The organism is Allorhizobium ampelinum S4 (genome assembly GCF_000016285.1).
Taxonomy (GTDB): Bacteria; Pseudomonadota; Alphaproteobacteria; order Rhizobiales; family Rhizobiaceae; genus Allorhizobium; species Allorhizobium ampelinum.
Genome location: NC_011988.1, coordinates 834,673 through 849,628, shown reverse-complemented (window position 1 = coordinate 849,628; position 14,956 = coordinate 834,673). Strand labels below are relative to the sequence as shown.

15 protein-coding genes are annotated in these 14,956 nt (G+C 57.4%); 14 read left to right on the top strand and 1 reads right to left on the bottom strand.

Features of this window, described 5'->3' with window-relative positions; genetic code table 11:
* Positions 1–60 precede the first annotated feature (60 nt).
* The 12 genes from chrA to AVI_RS20820 all read left to right on the top strand — a co-directional run bounded on the left by chrA (position 61) and on the right by AVI_RS20820 (position 12,185).
* Entirely contained in the window at positions 61–1,392 is a 1,332-nt protein-coding gene (chrA, locus tag AVI_RS20875; RefSeq protein ID WP_234895299.1) for a chromate efflux transporter, read from the top strand.
* 106 nt (positions 1,393–1,498) lie between these two features.
* A complete protein-coding gene (locus tag AVI_RS20870) occupies positions 1,499–2,350 on the top strand; it encodes a TIGR01459 family HAD-type hydrolase (RefSeq protein WP_012654125.1) in 852 nt (283 codons plus the stop codon).
* Positions 2,351–2,362: 12 nt separating this feature from the next.
* Entirely contained in the window at positions 2,363–3,343 is a 981-nt protein-coding gene (locus AVI_RS20865) for a bifunctional riboflavin kinase/FAD synthetase (protein WP_012654124.1), read from the top strand.
* Between the two features lie 112 nt (positions 3,344–3,455).
* Positions 3,456–3,647 (top strand): hypothetical protein, encoded by a 192-nt coding sequence (locus AVI_RS20860; RefSeq protein WP_041698597.1) that lies wholly within the window; start codon positions 3,456–3,458, stop codon positions 3,645–3,647.
* 56 nt (positions 3,648–3,703) lie between these two features.
* Positions 3,704–4,114, top strand: a complete 411-nt coding sequence (locus tag AVI_RS20855) for a hypothetical protein (RefSeq protein ID WP_012654123.1) — start codon at positions 3,704–3,706, stop codon at positions 4,112–4,114.
* A gap of 16 nt (positions 4,115–4,130) precedes the next feature.
* The gene (gene dapA / locus AVI_RS20850) at positions 4,131–5,048 is read left to right on the top strand and encodes a 4-hydroxy-tetrahydrodipicolinate synthase (RefSeq protein ID WP_049777358.1); all 918 of its coding nucleotides are present in this window, start codon (positions 4,131–4,133) and stop codon (positions 5,046–5,048) included.
* Between the two features lie 152 nt (positions 5,049–5,200).
* Positions 5,201–5,461 (top strand): hypothetical protein, encoded by a 261-nt coding sequence (locus tag AVI_RS20845; protein WP_234617629.1) that lies wholly within the window; start codon positions 5,201–5,203, stop codon positions 5,459–5,461.
* A 132-nt stretch (positions 5,462–5,593) separates the two neighbouring features.
* Positions 5,594–5,791: a DUF3311 domain-containing protein gene (locus tag AVI_RS20840; protein WP_012654120.1), complete on the top strand. Its 198-nt coding sequence runs from the start codon at positions 5,594–5,596 to the stop codon at positions 5,789–5,791.
* Complete coding sequence (gene mctP, locus AVI_RS20835) at positions 5,781–7,256, top strand: monocarboxylate uptake permease MctP (protein WP_012654119.1); 1,476 nt, start codon at positions 5,781–5,783, stop codon at positions 7,254–7,256. Before AVI_RS20840 ends, mctP begins: the two co-directional genes overlap by 11 nt.
* A gap of 484 nt (positions 7,257–7,740) precedes the next feature.
* The gene (ileS, locus tag AVI_RS20830) at positions 7,741–10,704 is read left to right on the top strand and encodes an isoleucine--tRNA ligase (protein WP_012654118.1); all 2,964 of its coding nucleotides are present in this window, start codon (positions 7,741–7,743) and stop codon (positions 10,702–10,704) included.
* 306 nt (positions 10,705–11,010) lie between these two features.
* Positions 11,011–11,619 carry a hypothetical protein gene (locus tag AVI_RS20825; protein ID WP_041698595.1) on the top strand — a complete coding sequence of 203 codons (609 nt, stop codon included), beginning with the start codon at positions 11,011–11,013 and terminating at the stop codon, positions 11,617–11,619.
* 83 nt (positions 11,620–11,702) lie between these two features.
* On the top strand, positions 11,703–12,185 hold the full coding sequence (locus tag AVI_RS20820) for a GNAT family N-acetyltransferase (RefSeq protein ID WP_012654116.1): 483 nt from the start codon (positions 11,703–11,705) through the stop codon (positions 12,183–12,185).
* A gap of 12 nt (positions 12,186–12,197) precedes the next feature.
* Here the strand turns inward: AVI_RS20820 and AVI_RS20815 are convergent, their stop codons facing one another.
* Positions 12,198–13,223, bottom strand: a complete 1,026-nt coding sequence (locus AVI_RS20815; protein WP_012654115.1) for an NADP-dependent oxidoreductase — start codon at positions 13,221–13,223, stop codon at positions 12,198–12,200.
* 243 nt (positions 13,224–13,466) lie between these two features.
* On the opposite strand from AVI_RS20815, the gene recX reads away from it, so the two are divergent.
* Positions 13,467–14,045, top strand: a complete 579-nt coding sequence (gene recX, locus AVI_RS20810) for a recombination regulator RecX (protein WP_049777406.1) — start codon at positions 13,467–13,469, stop codon at positions 14,043–14,045.
* A 63-nt stretch (positions 14,046–14,108) separates the two neighbouring features.
* Positions 14,109–14,843, top strand: coding sequence for a 4'-phosphopantetheinyl transferase family protein (locus AVI_RS20805; protein ID WP_012654113.1), 735 nt, complete (start codon positions 14,109–14,111; stop codon positions 14,841–14,843).
* Positions 14,844–14,956: the final 113 nt, after the last annotated feature.

The window sequence follows — 14,956 nt, the reverse complement described above, 5'->3', positions numbered from 1 at the left end:
ATGCCGCTCAAAAAATATATGCCTGAATGGGACGACGCGCGCATGACGGAACGCTCTGACATGGCAAAAAGGCAAGACCATGTTCCGGTTGTGCCGCTTGGTGCGCTCTGCGCGGCATTCTGGTCTATCGGTCTTCTTGGATTCGGGGGCCCCACTGCCCAGATCGCCTTGATGCATAGGATTGTCGTTGATGAAAAACGATGGCTCTCCGAAGCGCGTTTTATGCATGCGTTGAATTATTGCATGCTGCTGCCTGGGCCAGAGGCCCAGCAACTGGCGACCTATATCGGCTGGCTGAATGCCGGTATTCGGGGCGGGCTGATTGCCGGTCTGCTGTTTGTGCTGCCAGGTCTTGCTGTGATGATCGGGCTTTCGGCGGCCTATGCGGTCTATCACGATATTGCCTGGGTTGCGGGCCTGTTTTTCGGGTTAAAGGCTGCGGTGCTGGCGATTGTCCTGCAAGCGCTGCTCCGGATCGGCGGGCGAGCGCTGAAATCGACCTTTCACCGGCTTGTCGCCGCCTTCGCCTTTCTGGCACTGTTTTGTCTGGCCTTGCCTTTTCCTGTTGTCGTCCTGCTGGCGGCTCTGGCCGGGCTGATCCGCGCCTCTGGGCAGCCCGTCTCGAAACCACAGCCTGCCATAGGAGAACTACCGCTAAACTGGAGGCATATCGCCCTATCGTTTCTGGGTTGGATTGGCCTCTGGCTGGCGCCGCTGGCCGTGCTGGCGCTGTTTGATGACGGCGGGAGGCTCACCGAGATTTTCCTGTTTTTCGCCCGCATGGCGCTGGTCACATTCGGTGGCGCCTATGCCGTGCTGGCCTATGTGGCGCAGGTGGCAGTGGAGCATTATCAATGGCTACGCCCCGGCGAGATGGTCGATGGGCTGGCGCTGGCCGAAACCACACCGGGACCCCTAGTTCTGGTCCTCTCCTTCGTCGGTTTCCTGGCGGCGTTTCGTGATGCCGATAGTGTAATGCCGTTGATCTCAGGCATGGCCGGGGCATTGCTGACGGCCTGGGCGACCTTTGTGCCAAGCTTCGTGTTCATCTTCGCCGGTGCGCCGTTGATCGAGCGTTTGCGCGGCAATAGGTTGGCGGATGGAGCGCTTTCGGCCATTACCGCTGCCGTGGTCGGGGTGATCGCTAATCTCGCCGTCTGGTTCGGGTTGCATGTGCTGTTTGTGAAAGTGGATCGAATTCCGTTCAGCAGCTTATGGCCGGGCGAGCGGGCTCCAGGCCTTTGGTGGCCGCATCTTGCTTCGCTCGATATCCCGTCGCTGTTTCTGTTTGCAGCCTCGGCGCTTCTGCTGATGCGGTTGAAGATCAGCATGGTAATTGTGCTGGGTCTGGCTGCTGTGGCTGGATTGCTGTGGAACCTTGACGCCGTGTGATCAGCGTCGGAACGGAGCTGAAAACCCTGATGTTCCGGCAAATCTCTTGCAATTGCGGCGCAGCTTTGCCATGTCAGGCCAGTTCTTTCAGCAGGCAATGGATTCCATGGCAAAACCTATCGATACGCTCAATGAAATCACCCAGGGTTATAATGTCATCCTGTCGGATGTCTGGGGCGTTTTGCATAATGGTATCGATGCCTTCCCGGCGGCGGCACAAGCCCTGTCGCAAGCCCGGGCCGATGGCGTTTCCGTCGTGCTCATTACCAATGCCTCACGGCCATCTGACCGCGTCAAGACAATGCTTGATCAAATTGGCGTGCCGGAAACGGCCTATGACGCTATCGTTTCTTCCGGTGATGTGACGCGAAAGCTGATTGAAAAGGCCCCGCGCCGCGCTTTTCTGATCGGCCAGAGCCAGGATTTGTCGCTGTTTCATGGGCTCGATGTTGAACTGGTTCCGGCAGACGAGGCCGACGCCATTATTTGCACCGGATTGTTCAATGACGAAGAGGAGCAGCCGGAAGACTATCGCGGGATGCTTGAAGGCTTGAACCAGCGCGGACTTCCGATGATCGTCGCCAATCCCGACCTGATTGTGGAACGTGGTCACAAGCTCGTCCCCTGCGCCGGCGCTCTGGCAGCGATATACGCTGAAATGGGCGGTGAAACCCGCTATGCCGGTAAGCCGCACAGCCCGATTTATGAAGCAGCTTTGGCGAAAGCGCAGGAAATACGCGGCACTGAGATTGACCGCAGCCGCATCATCGCCATCGGCGACGGTATGCCAACCGATGTGAGGGGCGCGCTCAGCTTCGGCCTTGACCTCCTCTATGTGAGCGGCGGTATCCATGCTGCCGAATATACCAATAACGGCAAGACAGACGAGACGATGCTGAACGCTTACCTGGAGCGAGAGGCCGCGACGCCAAAGTGGTGGATGCCCCGCTTGGCCTGACGGGAAAGTGCCATGACCGTTTTTCACCGCAATGAAAAGAAGACCCCGCTGCCCGACAGCCTGAAGGGCGGCGTTGTTGCCATCGGTAATTTCGATGGCGTGCATCGTGGCCACCAAAGCGTGCTAGAACGCGCGCTGGAACTGGCGCGGCAACGCGGCGTTCCCGCACTGGTTCTGACTTTTGAGCCGCATCCCCGTGCGGTGTTCACCCCGCAAGACCCAGTGTTTCGCCTGACCCCGGCGCCGCTCAAGGCCCGCCTTCTGGAGGCGATGGGGTTTCAGTCGGTGATCGAATATCCATTCGACCGGGAGTTTTCGCAGCGTTCCGCCGAGGATTTCGTCAAGACCGTGCTGGTGGACTGGCTGGGGGCTGCCCAAGTGGTGACCGGCTTCGATTTTCATTTCGGCAAAGGGCGCGAAGGCGGCCCGGCCTTCCTGATGGGGATGGGCGCGCAATACGGTTTCGGCGTTACCCTTCTCGATGCCTTCCGCGATGAAAATGCCGAGGTTGTTTCTTCCACCCGCATCCGGGGCCTGCTGGCCAAGGGCGCGATCAGCGAGGTGGCAGGCCTGCTTGGCTATCGCTTTACCGTGGAAGCCGAGGTGATCAAGGGCCAACAACTGGGCCGCACCCTGGGGTTCCCAACGGCCAATATGGCGCTCTCGCCGGAAACCACCCTGCGTCCCGGCATTTATGCCGTGCGCCTGCGCCGGGCCGATGGTTCGCTGCATGATGGCGTCGCCAGTTTCGGTTATCGCCCGACGGTGACAGAAAATGGTGCGGCGCTGCTGGAGACCTTCGTTTTCGATTTCTCTGGCGATCTTTATGGAGAAATTTGCGGCGTGTCCTTCTTCGGACATCTGCGTGACGAGTGGAAATTCGAGGGTCTCGATCCGCTGGTCGCCCAGATCAACATCGATGCGGAGGAGGCAAGGGCATTGCTGGCGGGCGTTAAGCCTCTGGGTGAACTGGACCGTAAAATCACCTTTTGACGTCGGCTGACGAGCCGGTCTGTCTTTATGAATTATTTATACAGCGCGACCAGATTCCCAATCGAGAACTTATATCGGCGCGCCTATATCGTTCGTGTCACCAACAGAGTGCATGAACATGATCGTCAATGACCCTTGTTTTTTCAGTGTGTCCTCGATCGAGCCGGGTGCCTATTGCATGCCCCGAGCCCGCGTCTCCCGTAGAGTCCGGCATGATCGCAAAAACCGCGCACGGATAAACCGCATCGTCTGGGCCTTCGGGTTGTTCAGCATGCTCATGCTGTCCGTGGCGCTGATCGCCTGATCATAGCGCGCTGGAAATGATGCGCCGCAATTCCCCCGCAGTGGAAAGTCAAGACGATGCCTGCCAAGGACGTGGCCGAAAGCTATTGCCACAAAATCACCGATCCGCTGGACGTGTTGTCGCAGCGTGTATCCGATGCATCCCATTTGCGTGAAAACCACATATGGGATGCGGTGCGCGCGATTCCGATGCTTGCGGCGTGCCGCAGCAATCCTCGCCTTTATTCCAGGCTCTGCGCGCTGACAGCCGCCGGCGCGATATTTGATGCCGTGTTGATGCTGGCAGCCAATGCCAATCCCGAAATTGAAATTCGCAATCTGCAATGTGCCTTAGGACGCTGGTCATGCCGTATCGCTGTTCTCAGAGAGGGAGAGCCTGATCAAATGCTGTCCGCAACGCATTGTGACCGGGCGGCGGCCATTCTGTCGGTGCTGATCGTCGTGGCGCGGTCCCGCGCGTCTGCTTGAACCTTTGGAGCCGTTCATGTTCATGCCTCGCCTTCTGCCCGATGGCGCTTATGCAGATCTCATTACCCCGTTTAGCAATGGCGAGGTCGATCACGCGGGCCTTGCCGGCCTGATCGAATATCAGATCCAGTCCGGAATGACCGGCTTGGTGGTCTGCGGGGAAAATAGCGAAGCCTACAGCTTGACGCATGACGAGCGCGTTGCCGTCATCCGAACCGCTGTCGCCGCAGCAAAAGGCGCTGTTCCGGTTCTTGTTGGCACGGGCACCAATTGTACGCGCAGCAGCCTGGAGTTGACGTTGCATGCAAAGGCGCTTGGGGCAGATGCGGCTCTTCTGGTTGCCCCGTTTTATAGCAAGCCGTCACAGAAGGGCTTGCTTGCCCATATCAAAACCGTGGCTGAGGCGGTTGACCTTCCGCTGGTCATCGTCAATTGCCCGGCACGAAGCGCTGTCAATATTACACCGGATCTGGCGGAAGCCGTGGCATGCGTACCCTCGGTTGTCGGGCTGGTGGATTGCACCGGCGATGTTACCCGTCTGGCGCAGGTGTCCGCCGCCTGCCGCGCCCGTATACATTGGTATTCGGGCCATGATCGCAGCGCACTTGCCTTCACGCTAGCCGGTGGGCATGGCGGCTTTTCGTTGTCCGCCAATATCGCACCGCGCCAGATCGCCTCCATGCACAATGCCTTTCGCTACGGAAATATCGCGGCGGCATGCGTGCTTCAGGAAAGGCTGTTGCCGCTCTTTGCGGCACTTGATCTGGAACATCCGGTCGCGGCCGCCAAACAAGCGCTCAGTCTCATCCGGTGCTTGACCCCGGAATTGCGTTTGCCCTTGACGCCTGTTGGCGACGAGGCGCAGGCGCTGATACGCACCGCCATCACCCTCCTTGGCAATCATTCTGTAAAAACATCTGCCAAGGCCTCTTAATATCAAGCTTCGAAGATGCAGACGCATCCTCGACTTGAAAAATTGAAAATATCTCAAATGCGTCAGAGGCTTGAGATATTTTCAAAAGGAATACAAAGAGTCATTTTCAATGACTCCTTGTATAATCTCTTCAGTCAAAGGAGATGCTCACCATGGGCACTATGTCGGATAATATTTCACCCTTCAAAAAGACTGGGCCGCGCTTTACCATCGGACGGGATCATCATGGCTGGTGGGTCGTGCATGATAGGGCGGGCCAGGTTGGAGGTCTCTTTGCAACGGAGGACGCCGCCTTGCGCTTTGCCGCCAGCGAATGCGATCACCACATGAACGAGATTTGCCGTGCGCCCGCCTCGGTGACTGTGGAACTGGGGCGCTTCACCAGCGACCACATCCGCGCTCCAGCCGCCTGACGGACCGCTCCCTGTCTTTCGACCGCAAGGCTTTCTGTTTCAGGTTGCAGCCCGGCTGCGAATCGGAAATGATTGGCAAGGCGTTGAGGCGCGCAATGCGGTTGCGCCTCTGCTTTTGCGGGAGAGGATTTCATGCAAAAACGTATTTGGACAGCCGCCTGCTGGCTGCTGGTTATTCCGTATATTGGCCTGTTATGGGTTCCATTTTATAATATTCGTGAGCCGTCGCTGTTCGGTTTTCCATTTTTCTATTGGTATCAGTTGATGTGGGTACCCCTGACATCGCTCCTGATTTACATCGCCTACAGGAGCATGCCCCATGATGACTGAGATCGATCCCACGGCGCTTGCCGTCTTCATCTTCTTCTTCGCGCTTGTCACCGTCATGGGTTTTGTCGCCTCGCGCTGGCGCAAGCCGGAGACCATGGCCCATATCGATGAATGGGGTCTGGGCGGGCGCAAATTCGGCACATGGATCACCTGGTTTCTGGTGGGTGGCGATTTCTATACCGCTTATACGGTCATTGCCGTTCCGGCGCTGGTCTATGCGGTGGGTGCCTATGGCTTCTTCGCGCTACCCTACACGATCATTGTCTATCCCTTCGTGTTTCTGGTCATGCCGGTTTTGTGGCGGCGTGCCAAGGAGCATGGCTATGTGACCGCAGGCGATGTGGTGCATGGCCAATATGGCTCTCGTGCTTTGGAGCTGGTGGTAGCGCTGACAGGGGTGATTGCCACAATGCCCTATATCGCCCTTCAGTTGGTCGGCATGGCCGCCGTGCTGAAGGCGCTTGGCCTGCATGGCGAAGTGCCGCTGATGGTGTCCTTCATCATTCTGGCGCTCTACACCTATTCCGCAGGCTTGCGAGCTCCGGCGCTGATCGCTTTCGTCAAGGACATCATGATCTATATCGTGGTGATTGTTGCCGTCGCCGCGATCCCGATGAAGCTTGGCGGTTATGCCAACGTGTTTGCCAGTGCCGATGCGGCCTTCCAGGCCAAGGGTTCCGGCGGGCTGTTGCTGGGTGGTAATCAATATGTGGCCTATGCGACGCTGGCCTTCGGTTCGGCGCTGGCGGCTTTCATGTATCCGCACACGTTGACGGGCATTTTTGCCTCGAACGGTGCCAATACCATCCGCAAGAACGCCATGCTGCTGCCCGCCTATACGCTGCTCTTGGGGCTTTTGGCGCTGCTGGGCTATATGGGCCATGCCGCAGGCCTGAAACCGGCCACCCCGAATGACATTGTGCCGATGCTGTTCCAGACGCTGTTTCCAAGCTGGTTTGCGGGCTTTGCCTTTGCTGCCATCGCCATTGGTGCTCTGGTGCCAGCCGCGGTGATGAGCATTGGTGCCGCCAATCTATTCACCCGCAATTTCTGGAAGGCCTATGTCAACCCGGATGTGTCGCATGCAGGTGAAGCGCAGGTAGCAAAAATCACCTCCCTGGTGGTCAAGGTCGGGGCGCTGCTGGTGATTGTCTTCCTGCCGACCCAGTTTGCGCTGGATCTTCAGCTTTTGGGTGGCGTCTGGATCTTGCAGACCTTGCCAGCGTTGATCTTCGGCCTGTTTTCCAACTGGTTCCGGGTTCCCGGCCTGCTGGCGGGCTGGGTAGTCGGCTTTGTCGGCGGCACCTGGCTGGTCTGGCTGAATGGCTTGAAGCCGCTGCATACGCTGAGCTTCGGGGACACGCATTTCACCGTCTATACCGGCATTCTGGCACTCGTGGCCAATATTGTTGTGGCGGTGGTGGTCAACCTGATCACCCCAGCCAAGGTAACGGCGCGGGCGTGAGATTGTCCACCAGCGCGGCGGCTTCTACCGACTCGCTGGTGGTGCTTCGTTTGACGGTGCCGTCATCCTCGCGGCCGTCACCCTCGGGCTTGTCCCGAGGGTCTGCCGTGGCATGATGTTGCGCTGACGTAAGTTGACAATCGTGTGTGGCCGATGTGGTTAGATACTCGGCACAAGGCCGAGCATGACGACGAAAGGGAGGCTGCCCCTTAAAAACATCATAGAGGTCGCAAGGCTTTGTTGTTTTCCCTTGTCTCTTTCCCTCTTCTCTTTCGGTGTGAAACCGCTTAAACAAACGCCATCATGAGAACAGTCGGGTTGACCATAGCTTTCCGTAGTATCGGGCGAATTATTGGCCCGGCCTTCCGCGCGCTCTAGGAGCAGCCGGAGGGTCCGGGTTTTCGGCGTGTGCTCTGCCACGCCCCGTCACCGACTTTCTCTTCTTTCAGGCGCAAGTTTGCCGCCTCTCATCTATGGCTAGATCATGACCGAGACGACTGATAAAAAAGACTATTCCGCCACGCTGGCCCTGCCGCAGACGGAGTTTCCAATGCGCGCAGGCCTGCCGCAAAAAGAGCCGGAAATTGTTGCCCGCTGGCAGCAGATGGGGCTTTACAAGAAGCTCCGCGCCTCCGCCGCTGGCCGCGAAAAATTCGTGCTGCACGATGGCCCTCCCTACGCCAACGGCAATATCCACATCGGCCACGCGCTGAACAAGATCCTCAAAGACGTGATCACCCGCTCATTCCAGATGCGCGGGTTTGATAGCAATTACGTCCCCGGATGGGATTGCCACGGCCTTCCGATCGAGTGGAAGATCGAGGAAAAATACCGCGAAAAGGGCAAGGACAAGAACGAAGTTCCGATCAACGAATTCCGTCAGGAATGCCGTGATTTTGCCGCTGGTTGGATCAAGGTGCAATCGGAAGAGTTCAAACGCCTCGGCATCGAAGGCGATTTTGAAAATCCCTACACCACGATGAATTTCCACGCGGAAGCCCGCATCGCTGGCGAATTGCTGAAAATCGCCAAGAGTGGCCAGCTCTATCGTGGCTCCAAGCCGATCATGTGGTCGGTGGTGGAACGCACCGCCTTGGCCGAGGCCGAGGTGGAGTATCACGAGGTTGAAAGTGATGCGATCTGGGTGAAGTTTCCGGTTAACGTTAAATCACCAATCGTGGGTAGAGACGAAGACGGTCGCATTGGTAAAGGCAGGACGGAAGCCGAATGGCAGCTTAATAAATCATCCGTCGTCATCTGGACCACCACGCCCTGGACCATCCCCGGAAACCGTGCGATCTCGTTTTCGTCTAAGATCGAATATGGCCTGTATGAAGTCACCGAGGCTGCCAATGATTTTGGCCCACAGCCGGGTGAAAAGCTGATCTTTGCAGCGAAGCTTGCAGAGGAAGCCGCCAAGAAAGCGAAGCTGACATTCAATCTAGTTCGTCCTGTTACAGCAGACGAACTCGCGTCGATCACCTGCGCCCATCCACTCGCCGATCTCGGCTACGACTTCAAAGTCCCACTCATCGACGGCGATCACGTCACCGATGATGCGGGTACTGGCTTCGTCCATACAGCGCCAAGCCATGGTCGTGAAGACTTTGACGCATGGATGTCGGCTGCCCGCGCCTTGGAAGCCAGTGACATCTCCACCAAAATTCCTTTCACCGTCGATGACGCTGGCTTCTACACCGAAGATGCCCCCGGCTTTGGCCCATCGGCTGAAGGCGGCGCTGCCCGCGTGATGGATGACAATGGCAAGAAGGGCGATGCCAACGAGCGCGTCATCAAGGCCCTGATCGCTGCCAACAACCTGTTTGCCCGTGGCCGGATCAAGCATGATTATCCGCATTCATGGCGCTCCAAGAAGCCGGTGATCTTCCGCAACACGCCGCAATGGTTTGTCTATATGGACAAGGAATTGGGCGATGGCACCACGCTGCGCGCGCGCGCGCTTGGCGCCATCGATGACACCCGTTTCGTGCCCGCCGCTGGCCAGAACCGTCTGCGTGCGATGATCGAAGGCCGTCCCGATTGGGTGCTGTCGCGTCAGCGCGCATGGGGCGTTCCGATCTGCGTGTTTGCCGATGAGCAGGGTAATATTTTTCCAGACAAAGACGGAAGCGTCGAGAAGCGCATCCTCCAAGCCTTTGAGGTGGAAGGTGCGGATGCATGGTTTGCTGACGGTGCCAAGGAGCGCTTCCTTGAAGGCGTGCCAAACCAAGAGCGCTGGACGCAGGTTCGTGACATTCTCGATGTGTGGTTCGATTCGGGCTGCACCCACACGTTTACGCTGGAAGACCGCCCGGACTTGAAATGGCCTGCCGATGTCTATCTCGAAGGCTCGGATCAGCATCGCGGCTGGTTCCACTCATCCCTGTTGGAATCCTGCGCTACCCGTGGCCGTGCGCCCTATAATGCCGTCATCACCCATGGTTTCACCATGGCGGAAGATGGTCGCAAGATGTCGAAATCCATCGGCAATACCATTTCGCCTCAGGATGTTATGGCCCAATCCGGTGCCGATATCCTGCGCCTTTGGGTGATGAACACCGATTATTGGGAAGACCAGCGTCTGGGCAAAGCCATCATCCAGACCAATGTCGATGCCTATCGCAAGATCCGCAATACGGTCCGCTGGATGCTCGGCACGCTTGCCCATGACCATGGCGAAGATATTGCCTATGAGGCCTTGCCGGAGCTGGAAAAGCTGATGCTGCATCGGCTAGCCGAGCTGGATGTGCTTGTGCGCGACAGCTATGACGCTTTCGAGTTCAAGAAGATCACCCGTGCGCTGACCGATTTTGCCAATGTCGAGCTGTCGGCCTTCTATTTCGATATCCGCAAGGATGCGCTCTATTGCGACGCGCCATCATCGCCGCGCCGCCGTGCGTCCCTGTTCGTGATCCGCAAGCTGTTCGATTGCATGGTGCTGTGGCTGGCGCCAATGCTGCCCTTCACCACAGAGGAAGCCTGGCTGTCGCGCAACCCGGATGCTGTTTCCGTGCATCTGGAACAGTTCCCGTCAATCCCGGCGCAGTGGCTGAACCAAGTGCTGGACGGCAAATGGGCAAAGATCCGCAAGGTGCGCAGCGTCGTGACCGGCGCGCTGGAAGTGGAGCGCAAGGACAAGCGCATCGGCTCCTCGCTGGAAGCAGCTCCCGTCGTGCATATTGCCGATGCCGATCTGCTGGCAGCCCTTGAGGGTCAGGATTTCGCCGAAATCTGCATCACCTCGGCCATTTCGGTGGTTCAGGGCGAGGGTCCGTCCGATGCCTTCCGGTTGTCAGATGTAGGGGCGGTCTCCGTCGAGCCGAAATTGGCGCAGGGCCGCAAATGCGCCCGCTCCTGGCGGATCACCGACGATGTCGGCTCCGACCCTGATTATCCCGATGTTTCGGCACGGGATGCGGCGGCCTTGCGTGAACTGACACTTGGTTGACAGATGAATATTTACCGGATGATTTGCGCTTTTTAGGATCATCCGGTAGAAGCTGCCTGAAATTGGCCGGAATTTTCTATCAGGCGGGAAGATGCCGCCTGATAATTATTCAGGATGGTGCTGGTATGGTCGATTTGATGTTCTCCTGAGCTTGCTGTATAAGGCGCGCGGGAGGTTCCGATCTGAAGCCATACACGCGACAGCGGTGCGGATATCCGTCGGTTCAGCATGAGGCTGGATGGTAGGATGCTTGCCACGACTGACGGAACTTTGGGTCCGGGACATGAAAAAGGCTGGAAGGTATTGATGGTTAAGGCACGGATGGTTCTTGTTGGCATGTTTGCTGCCTGCTCTGCCTTGAGCAGCTGCACCAGCGGCCCGACCTATGGCACAGATAAGACGTCTATGGAACAATTGGTGGACGATGTTGGCTCGGCCGCCTCTATCGGCAGCAAGAAGCCGACGACAAACACGGCATATAATCCGCGCCCAGACCTCGTTCTGCCGCCCAAGGGGGAAACCGCACAGCTGGTGCAGCCGCAGCAATCCCTGGCCAGCAAGGATAATCCCGATTGGGTCGAAAGCCCCGAGGACACCCGCACAAGGCTTGTGGCCGAAGCCGATGCCAACCGTGGCAACCAGAGTTATCGTTCGCCGCTTCTCGATGGCAACGGCACCAATGGCACGATGACCGAGACCCAGAAATGGCAGGCCTTCCGCGACGCCCGCAAGCTTCAGAAGGGCGCCTATATCGACCAGCGCCGGGTTCTGTCCGATCCGCCAGCTTCATACCGCGAAGTTGATCAGGCCAAGTTGGACGATCTGGGCGAACCAGAAGCCAAGAAGGAAAAACGTCGCCAGAAGGAAGCGGAAATGTCCAATTCCAACAAATCCTGGTGGATGCCTTTCCAATAAGTTCTGGCGGCCCCAAAACTTTGTGTTTTCAGCGACATATCAGGCAGGCCCGAAATGGCCTGCTTTTCTTTTGAGGTTTCTATATGGATTTCTCCATCCGCGAAGCGCGCCCCGATGACGTTCCGGTTATCCTTCGCTTCATCACCGATCTGGCGATTTTCGAAAAAGCCGAGCATGAAGTAAAGGCTACAGCAGAAAGCCTGCATCAATCGTTGTTTGGTGACGGAGCCATTGCCTTTGCCGTAGTCTTGGAAAAGCAGGGGAACCCTGTTGGTCACGCGATCTGGTTCTATAATTACTCAACCTGGCAGGCCCGCAAGGGGCTTTATCTCGAAGATCTCTACATCGATCCGGCCCATCGCGGCGGCGGTGCTGGGCGGGCCATGCTGCGCTATCTGGCAAAACTTGCCGTCGATACCGGCTGTGGCCGGTTCGAATGGAGCGTTTTGGATTGGAACGAGCCAGCCATCCGGGTCTATGATGCTGTCGGTGCAGAGCCGCAGACCGAATGGATCCGCTACCGGCTCTCCGGCGACAAGCTTGCGGATTTTGCCGCCGGAAGATGACCGTGTAATACTTTACTGTGAAACGCGCACCAGCAATTTGCCGAAATTCTTGCCCTCCAACAGACCGATAAAGGCTTGAGGGGCGTTTTCCAACCCATCGACAATGTCTTCCCGGTAGCGCAGCGATCCATCGGCAATCCAGCCTGCCGCCTCCCGCTGGAATTGCGGAAACTGATCAACAAATTCGCGTTGGATAAAGCCCCGCACGGTCAGGCTCTTGGTCAGAATATCGCGCATGGTCATCGGCAGACGGTCCCGGCCGGGCGCATCCTCCACGGACTGGTTATACTGGGCAATCAGCCCGCAGACCGGCACACGCGCAAAGCTATTGAGCAGCGGGAAGACCGCTTTCCAGACATCACCACCGACATTTTCGAAATAAACGTCTATGCCATCAGGGCAGGCCTGGGCCAGCTCCTGGGCAAAGTCAGGAGAGCGGTGATCGACCACCGCATCGAAACCGAGTTCGTTTTTGATAAAAGCGCATTTGTCAGCCCCGCCGGCAATGCCGACCGCGCGCGCACCTTTGAGGCGGGCAATCTGACCGACCGCAGAGCCAACCGCGCCGCTGGCCGCGGCCACCACGACCGTTTCGCCGGGCTTTGGCTTGCCAATGGTCAGCAATCCCGCATAGGCGGTAAATCCCGGCATGCCCAGCACGCCGAGCGCGGTACTAACGGGGGCTGCCGACGGATCGATCTTGCGTAGCGTCTCTCCCTTGGCTATCGCATAACTTTGCCAGCCGGAATGGGAGAGAACGATGTCGCCCTCTTGAAAATCATTGTGTCTTGAGCGGATCACGCGGGCAACTGTACCGCCCTCCATCACAGCGCCAATCTCAACCGGCTTGGCATAGGATTTCGCAGCGCTCATGCGTCCGCGCATATAGGGATCGAGAGACAGATAGAGGATTTGCAGCAGAACCTCGCCGTCGGCGGGCTCGCCCACAGACCCTGTCTCCAGCCGAAAATTATCGGCGGCTGGAGCGCCAGTTGGACGGGATGCAAGCTGAATTTGGAGGTTCTGTTGATGTGTCATGATGTCTTTCATTTCAAAATTCACATTGGTTTAGAGTTTGCCTCAGGGGAAAATGCAACGGGATTTTCTCGAAAAGACAAACGAAAACAACAGGAATAAGAATCTGTCTGGTTCAATATGACCCTGCCAAATTCTAGAGGCCCACCTCGCTGGGCGGTCCTGTCGTCTTCCATAACAAAGTGATATAGCGTCCATCATCAGACGAACAATAGAGGCATGGCCAGCATTGGAACGACGAGCGAGATGACAGGCGAAACGCAAACCCTGTTCGACAGCGAGGCGCAACCAGACCCTTTGCAGCCGAAACCGCGGATGATGGCCTGGGCGCGCAACTCTGCCGCATATCGCCTTGGCCGACGGATGATGAGCGAGCGGGAATTGCGCGACGCCGTCTCCCGCAAGGCACGACAGAAATATGAGGGCATCGAGCCGGAGACGGTGGAGGCGCTGGCGGCCGAAGCCGTGCGCTTTGGCCGCCAGATGCTGGCGCTGGACGATGATGCCTATGCGCAGATCAAGTCGCAATCGGCGGCGCGCAGCGGCAAATCCAGACGTGCTATCGCCCAGACCCTGGCGCGCAAGGGTATCGAGAAGGACGTGGTGAGGGCAGCGCTAGAGGATATGGACGACCTGCCCGCCGCCATTCGATTTGCCAGAAAGCGCGGCTATGGCCCCTTTCGCCGCAGCGACGGCGATGAACGGCAGAGAATGAAGGAAATGTCGGGCATGGCACGCAATGGCTTTGGCTTCGATCTGCTGCAACGCGTGCTTGCCATGTCACGCGAAGAGGCCGAAGAGTATTTGTTACAACAACCGCTGTAAGCGAGGCTTGCCGGTGGGTTGATCTGCATTTCTTTCAATTCAAGACATATTCAAGGGTTTTTCATGAGCCAGCAGGCCAACAATCAGGTGGAAATATACTCCTCATGCCCTGTGCCTCCACTTTTCGAGGCCTTGATCTCGCATCGCGCTGTTTGCTTCCGTCATGAGGATTTTACGCCGGAAGCGGCAATGGAACTTGGCGTGCCCCTGCCGGAAAGCATGGGAAAAGCGGTCGCCAAGCGTAAGGCGGAATATGTGGGCGGACGGTTCTGCGCCATGGAGGCGATTGCGGCGCAAACCGGCCAGCCTGCCGCACCCGTTACAGCGGGACCGCGTGGCGAACCAGTCTGGCCCCCAGGGCTGGTCGGCTCGATCACCCATACGCACGGATTTGCTGCGGCAGCCGTTGCCGATGCGGCTCGATTTCGCAGCCTTGGCATGGACACAGAACAGGTCATGACAGCGCAGGTTATGGGCAATGTCCGAGAGCGGATCTGCGGTCCGGAAGACAGGTTTGGGGCCAGCAGCTCTCTTTTGCCGGAACTTCATACCACCCTGGTGTTCTCTGCCAAGGAGAGCCTGTTCAAATGTCTTTATCCATTGGTTGAAAAAATGTTCTGGTTCGAAGACGCGCTGATCCGGATCGATCCGGATCGGGATGGTCTGTTTACCGCCGAATTGCTGTCACGCCTCCATGTGGAATTTCCGGCGGGAACAGTGATCGAAGGACGCTTTTGCCTGACGCCGGGTCTGGTTCATACCGGCATCAGCCTTGCGAAAGATGAGGCTGCGTTATAATTTAGCTTTTGCAATAATACCCTAAAAATTACATGGGTTTTGCTTGGTTAATATAATTTTTTACCGGTTGATATGTTTGTAATCTTTCGATTACATCAGAACAGGCTTGCAAA

Coding starts and splice junctions, on each gene's coding strand:
- chrA (WP_234895299.1), top strand. CDS start 61: ATGGCAAAAAGGCAAGACCATGTTCCGGTTGTGCCGCTTGGTGCGCTC.
- AVI_RS20870 (WP_012654125.1), top strand. CDS start 1,499: ATGGCAAAACCTATCGATACGCTCAATGAAATCACCCAGGGTTATAAT.
- AVI_RS20865 (WP_012654124.1), top strand. CDS start 2,363: ATGACCGTTTTTCACCGCAATGAAAAGAAGACCCCGCTGCCCGACAGC.
- AVI_RS20860 (WP_041698597.1), top strand. CDS start 3,456: ATGAACATGATCGTCAATGACCCTTGTTTTTTCAGTGTGTCCTCGATC.
- AVI_RS20855 (WP_012654123.1), top strand. CDS start 3,704: ATGCCTGCCAAGGACGTGGCCGAAAGCTATTGCCACAAAATCACCGAT.
- dapA (WP_049777358.1), top strand. CDS start 4,131: ATGTTCATGCCTCGCCTTCTGCCCGATGGCGCTTATGCAGATCTCATT.
- AVI_RS20845 (WP_234617629.1), top strand. CDS start 5,201: ATGGGCACTATGTCGGATAATATTTCACCCTTCAAAAAGACTGGGCCG.
- AVI_RS20840 (WP_012654120.1), top strand. CDS start 5,594: ATGCAAAAACGTATTTGGACAGCCGCCTGCTGGCTGCTGGTTATTCCG.
- mctP (WP_012654119.1), top strand. CDS start 5,781: ATGATGACTGAGATCGATCCCACGGCGCTTGCCGTCTTCATCTTCTTC.
- ileS (WP_012654118.1), top strand. CDS start 7,741: ATGACCGAGACGACTGATAAAAAAGACTATTCCGCCACGCTGGCCCTG.
- AVI_RS20825 (WP_041698595.1), top strand. CDS start 11,011: ATGGTTAAGGCACGGATGGTTCTTGTTGGCATGTTTGCTGCCTGCTCT.
- AVI_RS20820 (WP_012654116.1), top strand. CDS start 11,703: ATGGATTTCTCCATCCGCGAAGCGCGCCCCGATGACGTTCCGGTTATC.
- AVI_RS20815 (WP_012654115.1), bottom strand. CDS start 13,223: ATGACACATCAACAGAACCTCCAAATTCAGCTTGCATCCCGTCCAACT.
- recX (WP_049777406.1), top strand. CDS start 13,467: ATGACAGGCGAAACGCAAACCCTGTTCGACAGCGAGGCGCAACCAGAC.
- AVI_RS20805 (WP_012654113.1), top strand. CDS start 14,109: ATGAGCCAGCAGGCCAACAATCAGGTGGAAATATACTCCTCATGCCCT.